The organism is Polaribacter reichenbachii (genome assembly GCF_001975665.1).
Lineage (GTDB): Bacteria > Bacteroidota > Bacteroidia > Flavobacteriales > Flavobacteriaceae > Polaribacter > Polaribacter reichenbachii.
Genome location: NZ_CP019419.1, coordinates 568100 through 585803 on the forward strand (window position 1 = coordinate 568100; position 17704 = coordinate 585803).

The following is a 17704-nucleotide window of genomic DNA, read 5'->3' on the forward strand; positions in this document are numbered from 1 at the left end:
AGAACGATAAAAATACTAAAATAGTTTATCAATGAATACCGAAAAAGTAGCTGAATACATCATCGATTGGTTAAAAGATTACGCAATTAATGCAAGAGTAAAAGGTTTTGTTGTTGGAGTTTCTGGAGGAATAGATTCTGCTTTAACATCGACTTTATGTGCAAAAACTGGTTTACCTACTTTATGCGTAGAAATGCCTATTCATCAAGCAGCAAGTCAGGTTTCTAGAGCAGAAGAACATATTGCACAATTAAAGAAGCGTTTTGATAACGTAAGTGAAGTTAGAGTTGATTTAACTGCTACTTTTGAAGATTTTAAAAATGTTGTACCTACCATAGAAGATACTGCAAAAGTAGATTTATCTTTAGCTAACACAAGGGCTAGAATTAGAATGACTACTTTGTATTATTTAGCAGGAATTAATAGTGCTTTAGTTGCTGGAACTGGTAATAAAGTAGAAGATTTTGGTGTAGGTTTTTACACAAAATATGGTGATGGAGGTGTGGATTTAAGTCCGATTGCGGATTTAATGAAATCGGAAGTTTATGAATTAGCTGCTTATTTTGGTGTACCAAATTCTATACAAGTTGCACAACCTACAGATGGTTTATTTGGTGATAGTAGAACTGATGAAGATCAAATTGGCGCTTCTTATGATGAATTAGAATGGGCAATGAAAATGCAAAATGAAGGTAAAACAGCAGATAATTTTACAGGTAGAGAACAAGAAGTTTTTAAAATTTACATTAGATTAAACACCATTAATCAGCATAAAATGCAACCTATACCGGTTTGCGAAATTCCAGAAAACTTAAAGTAAATTTGCCGCCGTTAAAAGCTTTTTAATTTTTTTAAAGTTTCTTCTTCTAGATCCTCTTGAAATTTCGAACGGGAACATAATCATAAGAATGATAATTTTAAATAATATTATAATTTTCATCTAAATAAGTTGTCTATATATTTAGACGCATATTTTAAATTTGGTCACATTTTTAGATAAAATAAATTGCAAGAAGCGTTGAAGTTTTAGAATATATATCACAAAAAAAATACCTTAACTTAATTGTTAAGGTATTTTTTTTAAACTCTTTTTTGCTACTTATTAAAGTAAGTTAGCTGCGATCATCATTTTTTTAATTCTTACTTGCGCTCTTCTTTTCGACCCCTTAGAAATTTCGAACGGCAATGAGATGAACATAAAAATGATCTTTAAAATTTGTAATACTTTTTTCATAATAGTCTTTTTGTTCTTTTTCCTATAACAAATGTACACAAAAAGAAATTAATGACTACAATCATATGTAAAGGAAAAACCCCCTTTTTTATAAAAAAAATATCAAAAAAAGTAAACCAAAAATCAAAAAAACAAAATAAACAGCTAAAATACAAGTAATTACAATTCAGTTAAAAGAAATTAAAATTTTAAATTTTGCCTTGTATCAACAAAAAGTGTGTTTTTCCGCAATTAAGAAAATTTAATTTTTAAGAAAAGTTAAAAAAGTTGACTAAACTACTCTATTTAGTTTTTCAAAAAGTCGCATTTTTAGATTTGTATAGTTTCTAATGGTTTCTAAATCGATATTAACACCGCTATTTTCTGTAGCTTCTTTCATTAACTCTTCTATTTTTTCGCCGATTAAAACTCTCCTTAAGTTAAAAACAGCATCGTTTACAGCTTTCTTTAAAACCTCTAAAGCACCAGTTACAAAAATATTTTGACCTTCCCAATTACTGAGTTGATGCTTTTCTTCGTCCATTAAAATAGAAGTAACTGTATTTGCAATATCTGTATTTTTATGATTGATTAAACCATCTATATCTACTTTTTCTAATTGATTTAATTGATGAATAATTTCGTTATAAATTTCTTGAAAAGTAGTGTTTGAAAATTCAATTTCATCATCGTGCAAATGCACATAAATTTCTGCTGAAACTGTATTTAGATATTTTCTAATAGCTATCGTTTCTTTATCATTTTCATCTACATTGACAACTTCTTCAGTAAACTCTACTTCTTCATTACCAAATAAAAGTAAAATTCTAATAATTTCATTTTCTAAAATTGCTAATTGATCTACTTTTTGAGTAGAAACAGAATCAGCAACTTTAACCAAGCCCATTTGTGCACTTTCTTGCTGCATAAAATATTCTGGTGGTGGCTCATTTGGGTCTTGCTGAGGGTTACTAGGTTGTTTACGATGTTGTTGTTGTGTTTTCTGTTTATTAGCTTTACTTCTTTCTTGTAAATTTTTCTTTAGTAATTGTGCCAATTCACTAAATAAAACACGTTCTGAAATTTCCATAATTCTTGAACATTCTTGAATGTAAACTTCACGTTGAATAGAATCTGGAATTTTAGAAATACTTGTAACTATATCTCGAATTACACTTGCTTTTTTTATAGGATCGTTGTTAGAATCTTTTAAAAGCAAAGACACTTTAAAGTTGATAAAATCTTGAGCTGAATTTTCTAAATATTCTTTAAGTTCTGCATTAGAATGTGCTTTAGCAAAACTATCAGGGTCTTCTCCATCAGGAAACTGAACTACTTTTACGTTCATTCCTTGTTCAAGAATTAAATCTATTCCACGAATAGAAGCTCTAATTCCTGCTGCATCTCCATCAAAAAGAACGGTAATATTTTTTGTTAATCTGTTTACTAAGCGTATTTGATCTGATGTTAATGCTGTACCAGAAGAAGCTACAACATTCTCTACACCTGATTGATTAAATGAAATTACATCTGTATAGCCTTCTACTAAAAAACAATTGTCTTGTTTTGCGATTTCTTTTTTAGCTTGATAAATTCCGTAAAGAATTTTACTCTTATGATAAATATCGCTCTCAGGTGAATTTAGGTATTTTGCTGCTTTTTTATCGGAAGTTAAAATACGACCACCAAAACCCAAAATACGCCCAGACATAGAGTGTATAGGAAACATAACACGACCTTTAAAACGATCGAATTGTTTGTTTTCTTTTACAATTGTTAGTCCTGTAGAAGCTAAATATTTTAAATCGTAACCTTTTTCTAAAGCTGCTTTTGTAAAATTATCCCATTCATCAATACAATATCCTAGGTCGAATTTTTTGATGGTTTCGTCTGTAAAACCTCTTTCTTTAAAATAACTTAAACCTATTGCCTTACCCAAATTGGAATTCAGCATTGTATTATGAAAATAATCTCTGGCAAAACTAGATACCAAAAACATACTTTCTCTTTCATTCATCTGAGCTTTTTCTTCTGATGTTTGCTCAGTTTCTTCAATTTCTATATTGTACTTTTTGGCTAACCATTTTATGGCTTCTGGGTAAGAATAATGTTCGTGTTCCATTAAAAATGAAATGGCATTACCACCTTTACCTGTAGAAAAATCTTTCCAGATTTGTTTTACTGGAGATACCATAAAAGAAGGTGATTTTTCGTCTACAAACGGGCTTAATCCTTTAAAATTACTTCCTGCTTTTTTTAGTTGTACAAATTCACCTATAACCTCTTCTACTCTTGCAGTTTCAAAAACTCGGTCTATAGTACTTCTGGAAATCATTAGTTTAATTCTAATTTTAAACCCTTCAGGTTTTAAAAAACCTGAAGGGTTTTTGTATATTAAAAAGCCTTATTTCTTTTTGTTGTTTTTGCGAACTTCACTTTAAAGTTAGCAATACGCGTTAAGGATTGAAACGACATCCTTTTTTCTTTTTCAGAAAAAAGATATAGTGTAAAGCCTGACCTGAAAGGTAACGCAAAAATAAATTAAGATGCTGCTCTTAACTTCTTTAAAGTGCTGTTAGACAATTTAGATTCTGCATAGTCTTTGGTTACATTAAAAACCTTGTCATCAGAACTTGGTAAATCGAACATTGCATCTGTAAAAATAGCCTCGCATAAAGAACGTAATCCTCTTGCACCTAATTTATATTCTACTGCTTTTTCTACTATATAATTTAATGCTTCTTCATCTATTGTAAAGGCAACTTCATCCATAATAAACAATTTTGCATATTGTTTAATAATTGAATTTTTAGGCTCTGTTAAAATAGCACGTAATGTTTTAGCATCTAAAGGATTCATATAACTTAATACTGGCAAACGCCCAATAATTTCTGGGATTAAACCAAAAGATTTTAAATCTAAAGGTGTAATGTATTGTAATAAGTTTTCTTCATCGATTTTATCATCTTCTAAAGATGCTCCAAAACCAACTGCTTGTCTGTTTAAACGCTTACTGATTAATCTGTCTATACCAGAAAATGCACCACCAGCAATAAATAAAATATCTTTAGTATCTACTTCTATAAATTTTTGCTCAGGATGTTTTCTACCTCCTTTTGGTGCTACATTTACAACTGCGCCTTCTAATAATTTAAGTAAAGCTTGTTGTACACCTTCTCCTGAAACATCTCTTGTTATGGATGGATTATCGCCTTTTCTGGCAATTTTGTCTATCTCATCTATAAAAACAATACCTCTTTGTGCTTTTTCTACATCGTAATCTGCGGCTTGTAAAAGACGACTTAAAATACTTTCTACATCTTCACCAACATAACCTGCTTGTGTTAATACTGTAGCATCTACTATAGAAAAAGGCACGTTTAACATTTTTGCAATTGTTCTTGCTACCAATGTTTTACCTGTACCTGTTTCACCAACCAAAACAATATTCGATTTTTCTATTTCTACTTCATCTTCTGTATTTTTATCTTGCAATAACCTTTTGTAATGATTGTAAACAGCAACTGCCATTGCACGTTTAGTTTCATTTTGACCAATGATATATTGATCTAAAAAGTCCTTAATTTCTCTTGGCTTTTTTAAGGTTAAATCTTTAGATAAACTACTAGTTTTAGATTCAGAAATTTCTTCTTCTACAATGCCATGTGCTTGCTCTATACATTTATCACATATATGAGCATCCATACCAGCAATCAGTAAATCTGTTTCTGCTTTTTTACGTCCGCAAAACGAACACTCTAAATTTTCTTCTTTCGACATTTGAATTGGTTTTTGGCTTTTAGTTATTGGTTGTTGGGAGAAAAATTTCACCAAACAACTTTAAACCATCAACATAATATTATTACTTTCTTGTTAAAATTTCATCGATCATACCATATGCTTTAGCTTCATCAGCTTTCATCCAGTAATCTCTATCAGAATCATTATGAACTTTTTCTATAGTTTGTCCAGAATGATTTGCAATAATTGCATACAATTCATCTTTTAACTTTAAGATTTCTCTTGCAGTAATCTCTATATCAGAAGCCTGACCTTGAGCACCACCTAAAGGTTGATGAATCATAATTCTAGAATGTGGTAAGGCAGAACGTTTACCAGCTGCACCTGCACACATTAAAACTGCACCCATAGAAGCTGCCATTCCTGTACAAATTGTTGCAACATCTGGCTTAATAAATTGCATAGTATCGTAAATACCTAAACCTGCATAAACGCCACCACCTGGTGAATTTATATAGATAGAAATATCTTTATTTGCATCTACACTTTCTAAAAACAACAATTGTGCTTGTATAATATTTGCAACTTGATCGTTAATACCTGTACCTAGAAATATAATTCTATCCATCATTAAACGAGAAAAAACATCCATTTGAGTAATATTCATTTGGCGTTCTTCCATAATATATGGTGTTAAACTACTTGTTATTTTGGTATATGCAGTACTACTAATTCCATGATGTTTTGTAGCATATTTTTCGAACTCTTTTCCGTAATTCATTTCTTGATTCTTTTAAAATATTTGATTTGTAAAGATAAGAACTATTCTCTTAATATTGTGTTAGAGTTTTTAGGCAAAAAAACCTGAATTTTTCAATTCAGGTTTTGCTTTATTATAAGGCATCTCTACTTTACTAAAGATGAAAAAATCTTATTAAAAATTATTTCTTATATGCTTCTTTAACAAACTCTTCGTAAGAAACTTCTTTTGTTTTAAAGTTGATGTTCTCTTTAAAGAAAGTCAATAATTTTTGACTAATTAATTGAGATTGTAACTTTTGCGCTTCTTCTTGGTTTTGTAAAATTCTACCAGCAATTTCATCTAATTCTTTTTCTTCTGGATTCATGTTACCAAACTGAGCCATTTGCGTTCTGATAAATCCTTTTGCGTAATCTACCAATTCAGCATAATCCAATTTAATATCATTATCTTTCATAAGCTTACCTTCAATTAATTGATAACGTAAACCTTGTTCAGATTTTTTATACTCTTCTGTTGCTTCTTCTGGTGTTAATTGTTTTTCACCAGCAGATTGTAACCACTTTTGTAAAAATTCAGCAGGTAAATCGAATTTAGTATTTTCTATTAAATACTCTTGTACAGCATTTAATAAATATTGATCTCCTTGTTGTGCGAATTGCTTTTCAGCATCTTCTTTAATTTTTTCTTTTAATTCAGTTACTGTAGAAACGCTACCATCAGCAAATAATTTATCGAATAATTCTTTGTCTAATTCAGCTGGTTCTGTTTTTGTAATCTCTTCTACAGTAAAAGTTACTTTGATATCTAAATCGTGAATTTCTTCATGAGATACTCCTAAAAGATGTTGTAGTTTATGATCGTCTTCGAATAATTTCTTAGTCTCTAATTCAACAACATCACCTACTTTAGTACCAATTAATTTCTTTTCGTTTTTCTTACCTTTTAAATCGTTAACCAAAAAAGTACCTTTTTTATTGATTTCTTTTTCTTCGTTAACAAAAGTACCAGTAACATTAGAATGCTCAGTAGCTTCATCTAAAGAACTCATTTTTCCATAACGAGTTTGAATGTTTTTTACCTCTTCTTCTAATAACTCATCAGTAGCAACAATATTATATTGCTTTATTTTATTTTTTGCTGATAAATCAATTTCAAATTCAGGAGCTAATCCTAATTCAAATTCAAAAGAAAAAGTTTCTGCATCCCAATTAAAATCGTCTTTAATTTTTGGTAAAGGATTACCTAAAATATCTAATTTTTCTTCTGTTATAAATTTATTTAAAGAATCTTGTAAAAGTTTGTTTACTTCATCAATCATTACAGATTTTCCATATTGCTTTTTAACCATTCCCATAGGTACGTGCCCTTTTCTAAAACCAGGAATATCTGCTTTTTTACGGTAATCTGTTAAAACCTCTGTTACTTTTGCTTGATAATCTTCTGCAACAATATCAACTTTTACAACTGCATTTAATGCATCTACGTTCTCTTTTGTAATATTCATTTCTCTTTAATCTAGTTCTTAAAAAATCGAGTGCAAAATTAATCAATTAAATTGATTTTACAACTCTTTAAACACTTCTATTTCAGTAATTTCGAATCACATTTAATTTCTGTAAAGAATTAAAAACTAAAACTGTAGCAGTGATTCGTTTATAAATAAAAAAAATACTTAATTTTGCTTAACTAAAATTCTCTTTAAAGAGATACAAAAAATCAACAAAAATGCAATACAAAAGAATTCTTTTAAAATTAAGTGGTGAGGCTCTTATGGGCGATAGACAATATGGAATAGATCCAAAACGTCTTGAAGAGTATGCTAAAGAAATTAAAGAAGTTGTAGAAAAAGGTATACAAGTTGCCATTGTAATTGGTGGTGGAAATATTTTTAGAGGAGTTGCAGGTGCAAGTAATGGTATGGATCGCGTACAAGGAGATCATATGGGTATGTTAGCAACTTGTATAAATGGTTTAGCTTTACAAAGTGCTTTAGAAGATCAAGATGTACATACTCGTTTACAAACCGCTTTAGAAATTAAAGAAGTTGCAGAACCTTATATTAAAAGAAAAGCTATTCGTCATTTAGAAAAAGGACGTGTTGTTATTTTTGGTGCAGGTACAGGTAATCCTTATTTTACTACAGATACAGCTGCTGTTTTAAGAGCTATAGAAATTAATGCAGATGCTATTTTAAAAGGTACAAGAGTTGATGGTGTTTATAATGCAGACCCAGAAAAAGATAAAAATGCTGTAAAATTTGATTCTATTTCTTTTAAAGACGTTATTACAAAAGGATTAAAAGTTATGGATATGACTGCATTTACATTAAGTGAAGAGAATAAATTACCAATTATTATTTTTGATATGAATAAAGTAGGAAACTTAATGAAATTAGTTTCTGGAGAAAAAATTGGTACTGTTGTTGATGTTTTATAAAAAAATCTTTAAATTTTAAAAAGATGGATGAAGAAATTGAATTTATTTTAGATACTGCTAAAGAAGCAATGAATAATGCCATTGCGCATTTAGAAAAAGAATTACGTTCTATTAGAGCTGGTAAAGCAACACCTGCAATGTTAAGTACAGTTATGGTAGATTACTATGGCTCTCAAACACCTTTAGGGCAAGTTGCAAACGTTAATACACCAGATGCAAGAACGTTAAGCATACAACCTTGGGAAAAAAACATGTTACAACCTATAGAAAAAGCAATTCAGATTGCAAACTTAGGTTTAAACCCTATGAATAATGGTGATGTTATTATGATTAATGTACCACCATTAACAGAAGAACGAAGAGTTGGTTTAGCTAAACAAGCTAAAGCCGAAGCAGAGCACGCTAAAGTAGGTGTTAGAAATGCAAGAAAAGATGCCAATAACGACATCAAAAAAACAGACATTTCTGATGATATGAAAAAAAATGCAGAAGCTGATGTACAAGAGCTAACCAATGCTTACACTAAAAACATTGAAGATATTCTCGCTGTAAAAGAGAAAGAAATAATGACAGTTTAACTGTTTCAATCCTTAAAAAAAGAGTGTTTTAAAACACTCTTTTTTTGTTTCTATTACCCACTACTTTTTAACTACCTTTGCACAAATTTTTTTTAAATGAATTTCTGGACAATAGTTGCGGGTATAATTTTAAGAAACCGCTACTTGGTTTTATTAGGTATTGCTATCATTACTGGCTTGTTAGCAACACAAATGAAAAATATTCGATTTTCGCATACAGAAGCTAATCTGTTGCCAGAAAATCACGAAGCTAACTTAGAGTACAATAAATTTTTAGAGATTTTTGGTGAAGAAGGTAACCTTGTAATTCTTGGTATAAAAGATTCTACTGTTTTCACACCTCAAAAATTCAATAACTGGAATCGTTTGGTTGATCAGTTTGATGAATTAGAAGAAATCGATTTTACGCTTTCTATTGCAGATGTTCAAGAACTAAAAGCAGATAGAAATAAAAGAAAATTTGTATTAGAACCGCTTTATGAAGATGAGCCAGAATCATCTGAAGAAGTCTTAGAAATAAAAAAACAACTTTTCGAAAAACTTCCTTTTTACGATAATTTACTTTTTAATAAAGAAACAGGTACATTACAAACTGCTATTTATATCAATAAAAAAATAATAAATACGCCAAAACGTAGAAATTTTATTTTTGATAGTTTAATACCAATAGTAGAAAAATTTGAAAAAGAAAATAACGTAGATGTTCGTATTTCTGGGATGCCTTATATTAGAACCTTAAATGCTCAAAACATTCAAGACGAAATTTTATTATTTGTTTTAGGAGCTTTAGTAATTACTGCTATTATATTCTTTTTCTTTTTCAGGTCTTTTAGAGCTACTTTTATTACACTTCTAGTTGTATTAATTGGGGTTATTTGGGCTTTTGGTTTTATTGGTTGGTTTAACTATGAAATTACGGTTTTATCAGCTTTAATTCCGCCATTAATTATTGTAATTGGTGTACCTAATGCTGTGTTCTTAATTAATAAATATCAACAAGAAATAAAAAAACACGGTAATCAAGCAAAATCTTTACAGCGTGTAATTTCTAAAATTGGTAATGCTACTTTAATGACCAATATTACAACTGCATCTGGTTTTGCAACTTTTGTTTTTGTAAAAAGTAATTTACTTCGTGAATTCGGAATTTTAGCATCTGTAAACATTATCAGTATATTTATTCTAGCTTTATTGATTATACCAATCATTTATAGCTTTATGCCTCATCCAAAGAAAAAACATTTAAACCATTTAGAAAGAAGGTGGATAGAAAATGTAGTAAATTGGATGGAGAAAATGGTAAGAGAACAAAGAATTGCTGTTTATTTTACCACCGTTATTTTTATTGTTTTAAGTATTATTGGGGTTTATAAAATTAGAGTTTCTGGTAGTTTAATAGAAGATATGCCTAAAAGTATGGGCTTTTATAAAGACATTAAATTCTTTGAAAATGAGTTTGGAGGTATAATGCCTTTAGAAATTTTGATAGATACCAAAAAAGAAAAAGGAGTAATGAAATTATCTACCTTAAAAAAGATGGATAAAATTAATGAAACTATTGAAGCTTTTCCAGAATTATCAAAACCTATTTCTGTTGTAAACTTGGTAAAATACTCGAAACAGGCTTACTATAAAGGCAATCCAAAATATTATCAATTACCAACAAGACAAGAAGAAAGCTATATTTTTTCGTATACAAAAAACACAAATAGCGATGCTGGTTTGTTAAATAATTTTGTTGATTCTACTGGTCGTTATGCAAGAATAACAACCTACATGAAAGATATTGGTACAGATAAAATGGATGTTATTCAAGAGCGCTTAAAAGCAGTTGTTGATAAAGAATTCTCATCCGATAAATACGAAGTTTCGTTTACAGGTAAAGCTTTGGTTTTTATAAAAGGAACCAATTATTTAATTACAAATCTAGTTTTATCTTTATCATTAGCCATCTTTCTAATAGCAATTTTTATGGCTTGGATGTTTAGATCTCCACAAATGATTTTAATTTCTTTACTACCAAATATTTTACCTTTATTAATAACAGCAGGTTTAATGGGCTTTTTCGATATTCCAATAAAACCTTCTACAATATTAGTGTTTAGTATTGCTTTTGGTATTTCGGTAGATGATACAATTCACTTTTTAGCTAAATATAGACAAGAATTAATCGCAAATAAATGGCGAATAAAACCATCTGTTTATGCTGCTTTAAGAGAAACAGGTGTTAGTATGTTTTACACTTCAATTGTATTGTTTTTTGGTTTCTTAACCTTTACTTTATCAAGTTTTGGAGGTACAATTGCATTAGGAGGCTTGGTATCAGTCACTTTACTTTTAGCAATGGTTTCTAATTTGTTATTATTGCCTTCTTTATTATTAACTTTCGAAAAGAAAATAGCCAATAAGAAAGTATTTAAAGAACCAAAAATGAAAATTATACCTCCTAAAGATGAGTAGATAATTTCGAAACTTTATTGCAAAAAAAAATCTTTACTAAACACAAAATTTAGTAAAGACATTTCCTAGATTTAATTCGGTGGGGGGGGGGGGGGGGGGGGGGGACTATAATTATTTAGAAAATTTAATTCTCTTTCACAGCAATTTTTGGTTTCTAAACAAGTATTCTTTTTCATTACAAATTTATCATACATTTAAGAAATAATCAACTGTGTTTTCACGCAGTTTTTATTAATTTTGTAATTATGAGAGAGAGTTTTGGCAAATATACAAGAGAAAGAGTATCAGACATTCCTTTTGATGTAAATGACCCTGTATACTCAACATATAAAGAGAAAGTACCACATTTTTTTGGTCAGGCTGTGTATATTTATTCTTTTGAAAAACAAAGAATGGTTTATGCTTCTGGTTGGGAAGATTTATTAGGTTACAAAGACAAAGAAATTACTTTATTAAAAATTGTAAGCAGCTCTTCAAAAAGACACTTTAACTTCTCTAATGAGTTAAATGATAAAGCTTTACAATTCTTAAAGACAAAAAAGGAAGATCTAGACAAATACAGTTTTACCATAGAAGTTGAAAAAATTCATAAAAACGGAGAAGTAATTCCTTTGTTTTCTAGAGTTGGTGTTTACAAATCTTTTAAAGGTAATATTCTAGAAGTCATAGGTATTTCTGAAAAAATCCATACAAGAAAATTAGGTAATGTAATGCAATATGCAGCTTATGGACCAGAAAAGAATGGGTTCGAAGACACATTAAACGAACAATTATTTAACGAATTAGGTATTTCTAGAAAAGAAAAAGAAGCTCTAGTGTTAGCATCTAAGGGTTTTGCTTTTAAGGAAATAGCTTCGAAATTAGGGGTTAGCCAATCTGCAATAGAAAAAAGGATTATACCATTATACAAACGATTTAATGTAAAAAGCTTACCGCATTTAATCAGTTTTGCTTACGATAATTACATTTTATAAATTACGATTATACGAGATTTATTTCTGATATTTTCTTCTCATTAATACCGATTTTAAGCAGCATCTGTTTCCATTTATTTTGCGCTTCATTTTCTGTAGATTTCTTACTTCCTAAAACCCAAATAACATTTTTAGTTTTTAGTAAAGCTCTATTTATCTTATTTTCTGGTAATAAAGTATCAATAAAGCTTAGTAATTTTATAGGTGATATTAATTCGTCTTGTATTGGCTCACTTGGATTTATATCATCAATCATTAAAAAATCTGTGGTTTTCCAGTTCCAGATTTCATAAGTTTCTAAATTATCATCTTTATCAAAAAAATAATTAAAAATTTTAATTGCATTTACATACAAACTACTTTCGTTTTTAATGCTCAGTTCGTTTAAAATACCTACTCCTAAACTTGTTTTTCCTGTTCCAAAATCACCATAAATTAATAAATGCTTTCCATCTCCTTTTTGAGAATTTAAAAAGCTTTCTACTTTTAATTTATTATCTGAACTAATATTAAAATCCCATTGACTTAATCGAAACTGAAAAGGAAACTTTGCATAAAACTGATACATTTTTGTAATGTACCAATATCTAGTTGCAAAAAGTAAATAGATCCCTAACAGAATCAATAACACTAAAACAAATGTATTCACCTCATTTACAACAGATAAATAAAACAAAAAAGCACCAAGAGTAAAAAAACAAACATCAGTAAAAGTGTCAAAAGCAACATTTCCCCATTTTGGTTTAAAAGTATATTTCGATTTTTTAGGAATAAATAGTACATCAGAATCTGACTCCTTTTTACTTAATAAAGGGCCTAAAAAATTATAAATCTCAAAAAGTAACCAAACCAAAGAAACATAGATTGCTGCTTTTAAAGCATCAATTTTAAAAAAATGATACAGTAAAAAAGAAGGAATGAACCCTAAAGAAATATGCCCAAATTGATTGGCTAGCCAAGCATAGGTTAAGGTTATGCCTCTGTAAGAATCTTTACCAATTAAATCTGCTTTTAATTGTTGTAGAATATTTTTATTTGTAATTGTCTTTTTCATAGTGAAATAAATATGATCAAAGATAGATTTTTTTTAGATTTTTTTAAATTTCAAGAAAAAACCTTTACTAATTTTATTTCAAAAAAAGTATCTTTACATTTCAGTAAATTTTGTAGTAAAATCAAAGAATAGTAAAATATGACAGAGAAAAACGTTGCCGAAATTTTAAAAACGGATACAGTTTTACAAGAAGTTCACGTAAAAGGTTGGGTTAGGACATTTAGAAGTAATAGATTTATAGCTTTAAATGATGGTTCTACTATAAAAAATATACAATGTGTTATCGATTTTGAAAACACAGACGAAAATACACTTAAAAGAATTACCACTGGTGCAGCAATTGCTGTTAATGGTACTGTTGTAGAAAGCCAAGGAAGAGGACAAACTGTTGAAATACAAGTATCTGAAATTGAAATTTTAGGAGATTCTAATCCAGATGAATACCCTATTCAGCCCAAAAAACATAGTTTCGAATTTTTAAGAGAGAATGCGCATTTACGTATGCGAACTAATACATTTAGTGCAGTTATGCGTGTGCGTTCTAAATTATCTTTTGCGGTGCATAAGTATTTTCAAGAAAATGGTTTTAACTATGTAAATACACCTATTATTACTGGTTCTGATGCAGAAGGCGCAGGAGAAATGTTTAGAGTTACCAATTTCGAAGACAATAAAGCTCCTTTAACCGAAGATGGAAAAATAGATTATTCTAAAGACTTTTTTGGTAAAGAAACCAATTTAACAGTTTCTGGACAATTAGAAGCAGAAACGTTTGCAATGTCTTTAGGTAAAGCCTACACTTTTGGACCAACTTTTAGAGCAGAAAATTCGAATACCACTCGTCATTTAGCAGAATTTTGGATGATAGAACCAGAAGTTGCTTTTATGGATTTAGATGGTAATATGGATTTAGCCGAAGATTTTATAAAATCAGTTATTAATGATGTTTTAGAAAACTGCAAAGACGATTTAGCATTTTTAGATCAGCGATTAACACAAGAAGAAAAAAGTAAACCACAAGCTCAAAGAAGCGAAATGAGTTTACTTGAAAAACTTAAGTTTGTTGTAAAAAATAATTTTAAACGTGTTTCTTATACAGAAGCTATTGATATTTTAAGAAATTCGAAACCGAATAAAAAGAAAAAATTTCAGTTTCCTATTACAGATTGGGGAGCAGATTTACAATCTGAACACGAACGTTTTTTAGTAGAAAAACACTTTAAATGTCCAGTAATTTTGTTTGATTATCCTGCAAATATCAAAGCATTTTACATGCGTTTAAATGATGATGGCAAAACTGTAAGAGCTATGGATGTTCTTTTTCCAGGAATTGGTGAAATTGTTGGTGGTTCTCAAAGAGAAGAACGATATGATGTTTTAGTTGAAAAAATGAAAGCTTTAGATATTGAAGAACAAGAATTATGGTGGTATTTAGATTTACGTAAATATGGTACTGCAGTTCATTCTGGTTTTGGTCTTGGTTTTGAAAGATTAGTACAATTTACCACAGGAATGAGTAATATTAGAGATGTTATTCCTTTTCCTAGAACTCCACAAAACGCAGAGTTTTAATAAAATCTTAAAATTAAATATTCTAATCGTCATTCCTAAAAAGAATGACGATTTTATTTTAATCGATTCCTTATATTTGTTTCTATGCTAAAACAAAGTTTACAATACAAACTACTTCAAAAATTATCTCCTCAACAAATTCAGTTGATGAAATTAATACAATTGCCTACACAAGCTTTTGAAGAACGTTTAAAGCAAGAAATTGAAGAAAACCCAGCTTTAGATACTGGTAAAGATGAATCTGATAATTTTGATGAAGATTTATCTAACGAATATGATGATGCTGGTACAGAAAAAATAGAGGCAGAAGACATTAATATTGATGAGTATTTGAGCGATGATGAAATACCTAATTATAAGACGCAAGCCAATAATTACTCCTCAGATGATGAAGAAAAAAATGTGCCTTATGCTGCAGGAACAAGTTTTCATCAATCTTTAAAAAATCAATTAAACACTTATAGTTTAGATGATGATGAACGCGCAATTGCAGAATTTTTAGTGGGTAGTATAGATGATAGTGGTTACATTAGAAGAGAAATTATTGATTTAGTTGATGATTTAGCGTTTACCGCAAACATTTTCACAACCGAAGAAAAAGTAATTTATGTATTAAAAAAGGCAGTTCATACTTTAGATCCTATTGGTGTTGGTGCAAGAGATTTAAAAGAATGCTTAATCATTCAATTAAAAGCAAAAAACAGTAATAAGACTAGAAGTTTATCAATAGATATTTTAGAAAATGCTTTCGATCATTTTGTAAAAAAACATTACAAAAAACTACAAGAAAAGTTTAATATTTCTGAAGAGGAATTAAAAGAAGTAAATAAAGAAATATCTAAATTAAATCCGAAACCTGGTAGTTCTTATGCTGGTAATAATAAAATTGCAGAACAAATTGTACCAGATTTTTCAATTAAAATTACTGATGGAGAATTAGATTTAACCTTAAACTCAAGAAACGCACCAGAATTGCACGTTTCTAGAGAGTATAATAATATGCTAAAAGGTTATAAGGAATCGAATACAAAAAGTAAGTCTCAAAAAGATGCTGTGTTTTTTATCAAACAAAAATTAGATGCTGCAAAATGGTTTATAGATGCTATTAAACAGCGCCAGCAAACGCTTTTAGTAACTATGAATACAATTATGCATTATCAATATGATTATTTTTTAACGGGTGATGAACGCAAGTTAAAACCAATGATTTTAAAAGATATTGCTGATAAAATTAATATGGATGTTTCTACCGTTTCTAGAGTTGCAAACAGCAAATACGTTTCTACACCTTACGGAACTAAATTAATTAAGGAATTCTTCTCAGAATCTATGAAAAATGACCAAGGTGAAGATGTTTCTACTAAAGAAATAAAGAAGATATTAGAAACAGTAATAGCAGAAGAAAACAAAAAGAAACCTTTAACGGATGAGAAGTTATCTAAAATTTTAAAGGAAAAAGGTTACCCTATAGCAAGAAGAACAGTTGCTAAATATCGTGAGCAATTAGATTTACCTGTAGCTCGTTTACGTAAAGAAATCTAGTGCGTTTTCACAAATTCATATCAACCATATTACATCCTATAGTAATTCCTACTTTAGGTGTTATGTTGTATTTTCTTTTAATACCAATTAACCTTAGTAGCGATAAGAAATTTAGTATTTTAAGCTTAATATTTATATCTTCTTATTTAATTCCGCTTTTGGTTTTAGTACTCTTAAAGAAATTTAAATTCATTAAAAATTTTCAGACAGAAAGTATTAAAGAAAGAAAATTACCTGTTGCATTAATGATTTTTCTTTTTTATTTTCTAGGTAATACAATGAATAACATACCAAGTTTAAGAGACTTGAGTCTATTATTTTATGCTACTTCAATTGGATTAATAATTATTTATATACTCTTCTTTTTTAAAATTAAAGCAAGTATTCATTTGCTATCCTTAAGTATACCTACAGGTTTTTTTTTAGTTTTAAGCACTAATTACTCACAATCATACATCTTGGTAATAATTATACTAATAATACTTTCTGGAATTTTAGCAAGTGCTAGATTACATTTAAAAGCTCATAACAGAACAGAAGTATATATTGGCTTTTTCTTAGGGTTAATAACTCCTATTGTATTAAATTATATACTATAATATATAAAATATAAGTCCGAATTTAAGTATTCCGGAATTTACATCTTCTCCATTAAAAGTTGCATTTTCAAAAATGGGTGATAAACTGTAAAAAACATTAATATTAAATTCGTCAAAACCTGCTGAGAGTGTTAATCCATATTGGAATTGATTATAAGAATTAACATTATTATAGTTAAAAACAGTTGAATTCTCTTCAAATTCAAATTTATTAGAAAGGTTATATAGAAGTTTTACACCACCATAAACCCTCCAAAAACTGTATTTATTCGCTGTTGATGTTCTCCACCTTAACTCTAAAGGAACCTCTAAATTATGAGATTTAAATAAATTGGAGGTTAATGAACTTGCATCACCAAAACTTGTAACATTATTAAATTCTTCTACCTTTAAATTATGATTAAAAAAATCAAAACCATAACCAACACCTAGTGCGAAAGAAACATTACCCTTCTTATTTAAAGTAATATCTTTAATAAAACCAATAGAAAAAGCATAAGAAAAACCACTTCTACTAATGGTTTCTGGTTGATTAAATAACTGAGCATAAGATATAGAAGTGTAAAGTTGATCTTCGGCATAACGATCTCCCAATTGTAAAGAATCTTTTTGAGCAAAAAGATTCGCACTAAAAAACAGTATAAAAATTAAGTAAATAGCGTTTTTCATTATAAAGAATAAGAGTATAAATATACGATAATATAAAATTATTAAAGTAAAATAAAAAAGGGTTAATTCAATTGAATTAACCCTTTTTTTTATAATATATTGT

The 17704-nt window shown here is 28.9% G+C and carries 14 protein-coding genes; 8 read left to right on the plus strand and 6 right to left on the minus strand.

Annotation, left to right across the window (positions count from 1 at the left end):
* Nucleotides 1–31: 31 nt before the first annotated feature.
* Nucleotides 32–820: an NAD(+) synthase gene (nadE, locus tag BW723_RS02505; protein WP_068362773.1), complete on the plus strand. Its 789-nt coding sequence runs from the start codon at nucleotides 32–34 to the stop codon at nucleotides 818–820.
* 685 nt (nucleotides 821–1505) lie between these two features.
* On the opposite strand, the gene dnaG is transcribed toward nadE, so the two are convergent.
* The 4 genes from dnaG to tig form a co-directional block, all read right to left on the minus strand.
* On the minus strand, nucleotides 1506–3548 hold the full coding sequence (gene dnaG, locus BW723_RS02510; protein ID WP_068362770.1) for a DNA primase: 2043 nt from the start codon (nucleotides 3546–3548) through the stop codon (nucleotides 1506–1508).
* Nucleotides 3549–3754: 206 nt separating this feature from the next.
* A complete protein-coding gene (gene clpX / locus BW723_RS02515; protein WP_068363604.1) occupies nucleotides 3755–4993 on the minus strand; it encodes an ATP-dependent Clp protease ATP-binding subunit ClpX in 1239 nt (412 codons plus the stop codon).
* 82 nt (nucleotides 4994–5075) lie between these two features.
* Nucleotides 5076–5735 carry an ATP-dependent Clp endopeptidase proteolytic subunit ClpP gene (clpP, locus tag BW723_RS02520; protein WP_068362767.1) on the minus strand — a complete coding sequence of 220 codons (660 nt, stop codon included), beginning with the start codon at nucleotides 5733–5735 and terminating at the stop codon, nucleotides 5076–5078.
* 160 nt (nucleotides 5736–5895) lie between these two features.
* Nucleotides 5896–7221 (minus strand): trigger factor, encoded by a 1326-nt coding sequence (gene tig, locus BW723_RS02525; RefSeq protein WP_068362764.1) that lies wholly within the window; start codon nucleotides 7219–7221, stop codon nucleotides 5896–5898.
* A 221-nt stretch (nucleotides 7222–7442) separates the two neighbouring features.
* On the opposite strand from tig, the gene pyrH reads away from it, so the two are divergent.
* The 4 genes from pyrH to BW723_RS02545 all read left to right on the plus strand — a co-directional run bounded on the left by pyrH (nucleotide 7443) and on the right by BW723_RS02545 (nucleotide 12165).
* Nucleotides 7443–8153, plus strand: a complete 711-nt coding sequence (gene pyrH, locus BW723_RS02530) for a UMP kinase (protein WP_068362761.1) — start codon at nucleotides 7443–7445, stop codon at nucleotides 8151–8153.
* 23 nt (nucleotides 8154–8176) lie between these two features.
* Nucleotides 8177–8731 (plus strand): ribosome recycling factor, encoded by a 555-nt coding sequence (frr, locus tag BW723_RS02535; protein ID WP_068362758.1) that lies wholly within the window; start codon nucleotides 8177–8179, stop codon nucleotides 8729–8731.
* Nucleotides 8732–8827: 96 nt separating this feature from the next.
* On the plus strand, nucleotides 8828–11191 hold the full coding sequence (locus BW723_RS02540) for an efflux RND transporter permease subunit (protein WP_068362754.1): 2364 nt from the start codon (nucleotides 8828–8830) through the stop codon (nucleotides 11189–11191).
* Between the two features lie 245 nt (nucleotides 11192–11436).
* Nucleotides 11437–12165 carry a helix-turn-helix transcriptional regulator gene (locus BW723_RS02545; protein ID WP_068362752.1) on the plus strand — a complete coding sequence of 243 codons (729 nt, stop codon included), beginning with the start codon at nucleotides 11437–11439 and terminating at the stop codon, nucleotides 12163–12165.
* 7 nt (nucleotides 12166–12172) lie between these two features.
* On the opposite strand, the gene BW723_RS02550 is transcribed toward BW723_RS02545, so the two are convergent.
* Complete coding sequence (locus BW723_RS02550) at nucleotides 12173–13219, minus strand: hypothetical protein (RefSeq protein ID WP_068362751.1); 1047 nt, start codon at nucleotides 13217–13219, stop codon at nucleotides 12173–12175.
* Between the two features lie 138 nt (nucleotides 13220–13357).
* On the opposite strand from BW723_RS02550, the gene asnS reads away from it, so the two are divergent.
* The 3 genes from asnS (at nucleotide 13358) to BW723_RS02565 (ending at nucleotide 16932) form a co-directional block, all read left to right on the plus strand.
* Nucleotides 13358–14791 (plus strand): asparagine--tRNA ligase, encoded by a 1434-nt coding sequence (gene asnS / locus BW723_RS02555; RefSeq protein ID WP_068362749.1) that lies wholly within the window; start codon nucleotides 13358–13360, stop codon nucleotides 14789–14791.
* Between the two features lie 84 nt (nucleotides 14792–14875).
* Complete coding sequence (gene rpoN / locus BW723_RS02560; RefSeq protein WP_068362746.1) at nucleotides 14876–16333, plus strand: RNA polymerase factor sigma-54; 1458 nt, start codon at nucleotides 14876–14878, stop codon at nucleotides 16331–16333.
* The gene (locus BW723_RS02565) at nucleotides 16333–16932 is read left to right on the plus strand and encodes a hypothetical protein (protein ID WP_068362743.1); all 600 of its coding nucleotides are present in this window, start codon (nucleotides 16333–16335) and stop codon (nucleotides 16930–16932) included. The genes rpoN and BW723_RS02565 overlap by 1 nt, the downstream gene beginning before the upstream one ends.
* Here BW723_RS02565 and BW723_RS02570 read toward each other — a convergent pair.
* On the minus strand, nucleotides 16927–17601 hold the full coding sequence (locus BW723_RS02570; protein WP_068362740.1) for a porin family protein: 675 nt from the start codon (nucleotides 17599–17601) through the stop codon (nucleotides 16927–16929). The two genes, BW723_RS02565 and BW723_RS02570, sit on opposite strands and share 6 nt — an antisense overlap.
* Nucleotides 17602–17704 lie beyond the last annotated feature (103 nt).